Below are 6,866 nucleotides of genomic sequence, written 5' to 3' on the forward strand. Positions count from 1 at the left end.
ACCCGGCGCCTCTCGGGGAGTCGTCCCGCGCGCGGGGGCCCCGGCCGTGGGGAGGACGGCCGCGAGGCGGCCGGTGGCCTTGGGGGCAGAGCGTCGATGGCGACCCATCCGCTGCCTTCCTTACGTGCTCGGCGTCATCGTGCGTCACTCGTACGGGGGGAGACCTGTCCGATCGGCGACTGTACGGCAATAGGGCCGGGGTCGAAGTGCTGCGCTTGGAATTGCCCGGTTAACGTGCAGACATGAACGAGAATGTCCGTATGACCGCCTGGGTTCGCGGTCATGTGCAGGGTGTCGGCTTCCGGTGGTTCACCCGGGAGAACGCACTGCGCATCGGGGGCCTCGCGGGATTCGCGTCGAATCTCGCCGACGGCCGGGTTCAGGTCGTCGCGGAAGGCGCGCGCGAGGGCTGTGAACAATTGCTCGACTGGCTGAGCGCGGGCGACACGCCCGGCCGCGTGGACGGCGTCACGGAGATCTGGGGCGCGCCGCGCGGCGGCTACGACGGCTTCGAGATCCGCTGAGCCACGCCCGGCCGAGGCGCCGCGGGAAACGGAATTTCTTCGCACGGAAGGTTCGCACGGAAGGACGGACGCGCCCGTGAAGAACGGGCGCCGTGCGCCGCGATGACCTTACTGATATGCCATTGGCATATCCACTCGGAAGAAATTCCCTGATGGTTGCCAAGTCGGCGTCATCGTGGAAGGCTCTGCACAACGGATGATCTCCAAGCCCCTCCGGGCCCCGGGCGAGACGGCGCCGCATATTCGCCGCGCGCACCCCCGGGACGCCCGCTGATACGGGGTGTGATCGTGTTGACCGTCAAACTTTTTGGTGAGACTCTGGAAGCCCCGCGCACCTTAGCTGTTTGGCATTGAACACCGCAGTAGTGATGGCAGACACCGCGGGTGCGAATCCCTCACGACCCACACCGCTTCGGTCGGTCACTCAGTGTGGAGGACCATCCATCATGGCAAAGGCGCTTCTCGGTTACGTCGGCGGCTCCGACCCCCGAGTCCTCTCCGAGATGCGACGGCTTCAGCAGCGTGTCCAGGACCTGGAATCCGAGCTCGTGCGGATGCAGGCCGAGAACGACGCGCTGACTGCGGCCGTTCGCCACGACGGCGACTCGCTGCTCGACAGCATCGACGTATCCAAGGCGGAGCCTGCGCTCGCCTGACCGGCACCCTGCCCCGGGGCACGGTCGGGCTGCACCGTCAGCCGCTAGAGAGTTGCAAGGGACGCCCCGGCGTCCCTTCGTCGTATCCTCGGTGCTCCGTCCGATCGTCCCGTCACCCTGACGTTTCCGGACTGTTTTCCTTGCGTCCCCCGTCCCTCTTGGACTGATGTGCCCTGCCCCTTCCCGGGTGAAACCGGGAAATTGAAAGGGACAGCTTTGCCGCCACCCGCGCGGCCCGGCCGGGGGAGCCCCGTAGCGGACCGGTCGGCCGGTAAAGTCCTTCCGCGTGCACCTCAAGAGCCTGACCCTGCGGGGGTTCAAATCCTTCGCCTCCGCGACCACCCTGCGCTTCGAACCGGGGATCACGTGTGTCGTGGGGCCCAATGGCTCCGGAAAGTCCAATGTGGTCGACGCGCTTTCCTGGGTCATGGGTGAACAGGGTGCGAAGTCCCTGCGCGGCGGCAAGATGGAGGACGTCATCTTCGCCGGGACCACCGGCCGCCCCCCGCTGGGCCGCGCCGAGGTCTCCCTCACCATCGACAACTCCGACGGCGCGCTGCCCATCGAGTACGCCGAGGTCACCATCACGCGGATCATGTTCCGCAACGGCGGCAGCGAGTACCAGATCAACGGCGACACCTGCCGTCTCCTCGACATCCAGGAGCTGCTCTCCGACTCCGGTATCGGCCGCGAGATGCACGTCATCGTCGGCCAGGGCCAGCTCGACTCCGTCCTGCACGCCGACCCGATGGGCCGCCGCGCCTTCATCGAGGAGGCCGCCGGTGTCCTCAAGCACCGCAAGCGCAAGGAGAAGGCGCTCCGCAAGCTCGACGCGATGCAGGGCAACCTCGCGCGCGTGCAGGACCTGACCGACGAACTCCGCCGCCAGCTCAAGCCGCTCGGACGGCAGGCCGCCGTCGCCCGCCGGGCCGCCGTGATCCAGGCCGACCTGCGCGACGCCCGGCTGCGGCTGCTCGCCGACGACCTCGTGACCCTGCGCGAGGCCCTGCGCACCGAGCTCGCCGACGAGGCCGCCCTCAAGGCCCGCAAGGAGGAGGCCGAGACCGCCCTGCGCACGGCCGCCCGCCGGGAGGCCGCCCTCGAGGAAGAGGTGCGGAGGCTGACCCCGCGCCTGGCCGAGGCGCAGCAGACCTGGTACGAGCTGTCCCGCCTCGCCGAACGCGTCCGCGGCACCATCGGCCTGGCCGACGCCCGCGTCACCAGCGCCACCTCCGCCCCCGCCGAGGAACGCCGCGGCCGCGAACCCGAGGACCTGGAGCGCGAGGCCGCCCGCGTCCGTGAGCAGGAGGCGGAGCTGGAGGCCGCGCTGGAGGCGGCCACGGTCGCGCTGGAGGAGACCTCCCGGCACCGCACCGACCTCGAACGGCGGCTCGCCGAGGAGGAACGGCGCCTCCGGGACGCCGCCCGTGCCATCGCCGACCACCGCGAGGGACTCGCCCGGCTCCAGGGCAGGGTCACCGCCGCCCACGGCCGCGCGGCCTCCGCCCAGGCCGAGATCGACCGGCTGACCGCGGCCCGCGACGAGGCCCACGAACGGGCCGCGGAGGCCGCCGAGGAGTACGAGCACCGACGTGCCGAGGCGGAGGGGCGCGACGCGGGGAACGCCGAGCTGGCCGACCGGTACGAGGACGCCAGACACGAGCTCGCCGCCGCCGAGGCGGCCCTGGCCGAGGCCCGCGAGGCGGCCACGGCCACCGAACGCCGCCGCGCGGCGACCGCCGCCCGCCGCGACGCGCTCGCGCTCGGACTCCGCCGCAAGGACGGCACCGGCGCCCTGCTCGCGGCGCAGGATCGTTTGGCCGGGGTCCTGGGACCGGCCGCGGAACTCCTGACGGTCGCCCCCGGCCACGAACTGCCCGTCGCGGCCGCCCTGGGCGCCGCGGCCGACGCCCTCGCCGTCACGGACACCGCCACGGCCGCCGACGCCCTCCGCCTGCTCCGCAAGCAGGACGCCGGGCGCGCGGCCCTGCTGGTGACCCCCGGGCTCCGGCGCGAGGCGCGCGAGGTACGCGAGGGGACGGCGGCCGTGACGGCGTCCGCGGCCCCGGGCGCGCGGCCCGCCCTGGAACTCGTCGAGGGACCCGCCGCGTTGCTGGACGCCGTCGCCCCGCTGCTGCGCGACGTCGTGGTCGTCGGAACGCTGGAGGACGCCGAGGAACTGGTGGCCGAACACCCCGAGCGCACCGCGGTCACCGCCGAGGGCGACCTCCTCGGCGCCCGCTTCGCACAGGGCGGGTCCGCGGGCGCGCCCAGCCTGCTCGAAGCGCAGTCCGCCGTCGACGAGGCCGCCGCGGAACTCGACGAGCTCGACGCGCGCTGCGAGGAACTCGCCGAGGCCCAGCGCGCGGCGGGGGAGCGGCGCGCCGCATGCGCCGCCCGTGTCGAGGAACTGTCCGCCCTCCGCAGCACCGCCGACCGGGAGGCCTCGCGCGTCGCCCAGGAGCTCGGCACCCTCGGTGGCCGGGCCCGCGCGGCGGCCGACGAGGCGGGACGTACGGCGGCCGCCGTGGCCCGCGCCGAGGAGGCCCTCGCCCGGGCCGGCGAGGAAGCCCAGGAGCTCGCCGAACGCCTGGCCGTCGCCGAGGAGGCGGGCCCCGCGGAGGGCGCGGACGAGCCGGACACCTCGGTACGCGACCGGCTCGCCGCCGACGGCGCCAACGCGCGGCAGACCGAGATGGAGGCGCGGCTCCAGGTCCGTACGCACGAGGAGCGGGTGAAAGCGCTCGCGGGGCGGGCCGACGGGCTCGACCGGGCGGCGCGCGCCGAACGGGAGGCGCGGGCGCGCGCGGAGCAACGGCGCGCCCGGCTGCGCCACGAGGCGCGGATCGCCTCCGCCGTCGCCGCGGGAGCCCGGCAGCTGCTGGCCCATGTGGAGATCTCGCTCCAGCGGGCCGACGAGGAGCGCGCCCACGCCGAGGCGGCCAAGGCCGGCCGCGAGCGGGAACTGGCCGCCGAGCGCGGCCGGGGCCGCGAGCTCAAGAGCGAGCTGGACCTGCTGACGGATTCGGTGCACAAGGGCGAGGTGCTGGGCGCGGAGAAGCGGCTGCGCATCGAGCAGCTGGAGGCCAGGGCGCTGGAGGAGCTCGGTGTCGAACCGGCCGCGCTGGCCGCCGAGTACGGGCCCGATCAGCCCGTGCCGCCGTCCCCGCCCGCCGAGGGCGAGGAACTGCCCGACGACCCGGACCACCCCAGGAACCGGCCCGTGCCCTATGTCCGGGCCGCGCAGGAGAAGCGGCTCAAGGCCGCGGAACGCGCGTACCAGCAGCTCGGCAAGGTCAATCCGCTGGCCCTGGAGGAATTCGCGGCGCTGGAGGAGCGGCACCAGTTCCTCTCCGAGCAACTGGAGGACCTGAAGAAGACCCGCAGCGATCTTCTTCAGGTGGTGAAGGACGTCGACAAGCGCGTGGAAGAGGTCTTCACCGAGGCATACCGGGACACCGCGCGGGAATTCGAGGGCGTCTTCTCGCGCCTCTTCCCCGGCGGTGAGGGACGGCTCGTGCTCACCGACCCGGACGACATGCTCGCGACCGGCGTCGACGTGGAGGCCCGCCCGCCGGGCAAGAAGGTCAAGCGGCTCTCCCTGCTCTCGGGCGGTGAGCGGTCGCTGACGGCCGTGGCCCTGCTGGTGGCGATCTTCAAGGCGCGGCCGAGCCCGTTCTATGTGATGGACGAGGTCGAGGCGGCGCTCGACGACACCAACCTCCAGCGGCTGATCGGGATCATGCGGGAGCTCCAGGAGAGTTCCCAGCTGATCGTCATCACCCACCAGAAGCGGACCATGGAGGTCGCGGACGCGCTCTACGGCGTCTCCATGCAGGGGGACGGAGTTTCCAAGGTCATCAGTCAGCGGCTGCGCTGACTCTCCGCACTTCTTCAAGTATTGAACGCAACCTGTGAGAAGTGTCCGGGAAACTTCTTGGTTACGACCTATTGACTTAGAAACATGAAGGCATAAGGTCTGCAACGTCGCTTACACCTTCAAGTGGTGGGCCCCCTGGTCTTATGCCCCACTTGAAGGGCCAGCCCCCCACGTCCGGCAGTGTCGCCGGGCCTTTTGGAGTACACGTTGACCAGCACTGCGATGGCGCAGGGGTCCGAAGGCCGCAAGGCTCAGCCGGACCACCTCGGCCATGTCATCTTCATCACCGCGGCCGCGGCCATGGGTGGCTTCCTCTTCGGCTACGACAGCTCCGTGATCAACGGTGCTGTCGAGGGCATCCGTGGGAAGTACGACATCGGCTCGGCCGCCCTGGCCCAGGTCATCGCCATCGCGCTGATCGGCTGTGCGATCGGTGCCGCCACCGCCGGCCGCATCGCGGACCGCATCGGCCGCATCCGCGTCATGCAGATCTCCGCGACGCTCTTCACGATCAGCGCCGTCGGCTCGGCCCTGCCCTTCGCCCTCTGGGACCTCGCCTTCTGGCGCGTCCTCGGCGGCATAGCCATCGGCATGGCCTCCGTCATCGGCCCGGCCTACATCGCCGAGGTCTCGCCGCCCGCCTACCGCGGCCGCCTCGGCTCCTTCCAGCAGGCCGCGATCGTCGTCGGCATCGCCATCTCCCAGCTCGTCAACTGGGGCATCCTCAACCTCGCCGACGGCGACCAGCGCGGTCACGTCATGGGCATCGAGGCCTGGCAGCTGATGCTCGGCGTCATGGTCGTCCCGGCCGTCCTCTACGGTCTGCTCTCCTTCGCGATCCCCGAGTCGCCCCGCTTCCTCATCTCCGTCGGCAAGACCGAGAAGGCGAAGGCCGTCCTGGCCGACGTCGAGGGCCACACCGTCGACCTCGACAAGCGCGTCGCCGAGATCGAGCTCGCGATGCACAGCGAGGAGAAGTCCACCTTCAAGGACCTCATCGGCGGCAAGGCGGGCCTCCTGCCCATCGTCTGGGTCGGTATCGGCCTCTCGGTCTTCCAGCAGCTCGTCGGCATCAACGTCGCCTTCTACTACTCGGCGACCCTGTGGCAGTCCGTCGGCATCGACCCGAGCGACTCCTTCCTGTACTCCTTCACCACGTCGATCATCAACATCGTCGGCACCGTGATCGCGATGATCTTCGTCGACCGCATCGGCCGCAAGCCGCTCGCGCTCATCGGCTCCGCGGGCATGGCGGTCTCCCTCGCGCTGGAGGCCTGGGCCTTCGCCTCCAAGGCGGCGGACGGCTCGCTGCCCACCACCCAGGGCACCGTGGCCCTCGTCGCGGCCCACGCGTTCGTGCTCTTCTTCGCCCTGTCGTGGGGTGTCGTGGTCTGGGTCTTCCTCGGCGAGATGTTCCCCAACCGCATCCGCGCCGCGGCACTCGGCGTCGCCGCCTCCGCGCAGTGGGTCGCCAACTGGGTCATCACGGCGAGCTTCCCGAGCCTGTCGGACTGGAACCTCTCCGCGACGTACATCATCTACACGGTCTTCGCCGTGCTCTCGATCCCCTTCGTACTCAAGTACGTGAAGGAGACCAAGGGCAAGGCGCTGGAGGAGATGGGCTAACCCCCCCGCCGCTCCTCTCCTCGAAGGCCGTTGCCCCGGCTCACCCCAAGGTGAGCCGGGGCAACGGCCTTTTCGGCGGGTTGGGTGGGCCCCCGGGGCTCCGCCCCGGACCCCGCCAGGGGCTGCGCCCCTGGACCCGCGTGGTCGGTTGCGGCCGGAGGCAGGCGCGCCCCGTCAGGG

General features: G+C 71.3%; 4 protein-coding genes. All 4 read left to right on the plus strand.

Going from position 1 to position 6,866, the window contains the following annotated elements:
* Positions 1 to 242 precede the first annotated feature (242 nt).
* Complete coding sequence (locus K6I34_RS28180) at positions 243 to 524, plus strand: acylphosphatase (protein ID WP_229330044.1); 282 nt, start codon at positions 243 to 245, stop codon at positions 522 to 524.
* 446 nt (positions 525 to 970) lie between these two features.
* Positions 971 to 1,180: a hypothetical protein gene (locus tag K6I34_RS28185; protein WP_229330046.1), complete on the plus strand. Its 210-nt coding sequence runs from the start codon at positions 971 to 973 to the stop codon at positions 1,178 to 1,180.
* A gap of 286 nt (positions 1,181 to 1,466) precedes the next feature.
* Positions 1,467 to 5,060, plus strand: coding sequence for a chromosome segregation protein SMC (gene smc, locus K6I34_RS28190; RefSeq protein WP_229330048.1), 3,594 nt, complete (start codon positions 1,467 to 1,469; stop codon positions 5,058 to 5,060).
* A 207-nt stretch (positions 5,061 to 5,267) separates the two neighbouring features.
* Entirely contained in the window at positions 5,268 to 6,686 is a 1,419-nt protein-coding gene (locus K6I34_RS28195; protein WP_229330050.1) for a sugar porter family MFS transporter, read from the plus strand.
* Positions 6,687 to 6,866: the final 180 nt, after the last annotated feature.

Source organism: Streptomyces sp. UNOC14_S4 (genome assembly GCF_020740835.1).
GTDB lineage: Bacteria > Actinomycetota > Actinomycetes > Streptomycetales > Streptomycetaceae > Streptomyces.

Coding starts and splice junctions, on each gene's coding strand:
- K6I34_RS28180 (WP_229330044.1), top strand. CDS start 243: ATGAACGAGAATGTCCGTATGACCGCCTGGGTTCGCGGTCATGTGCAG.
- K6I34_RS28185 (WP_229330046.1), top strand. CDS start 971: ATGGCAAAGGCGCTTCTCGGTTACGTCGGCGGCTCCGACCCCCGAGTC.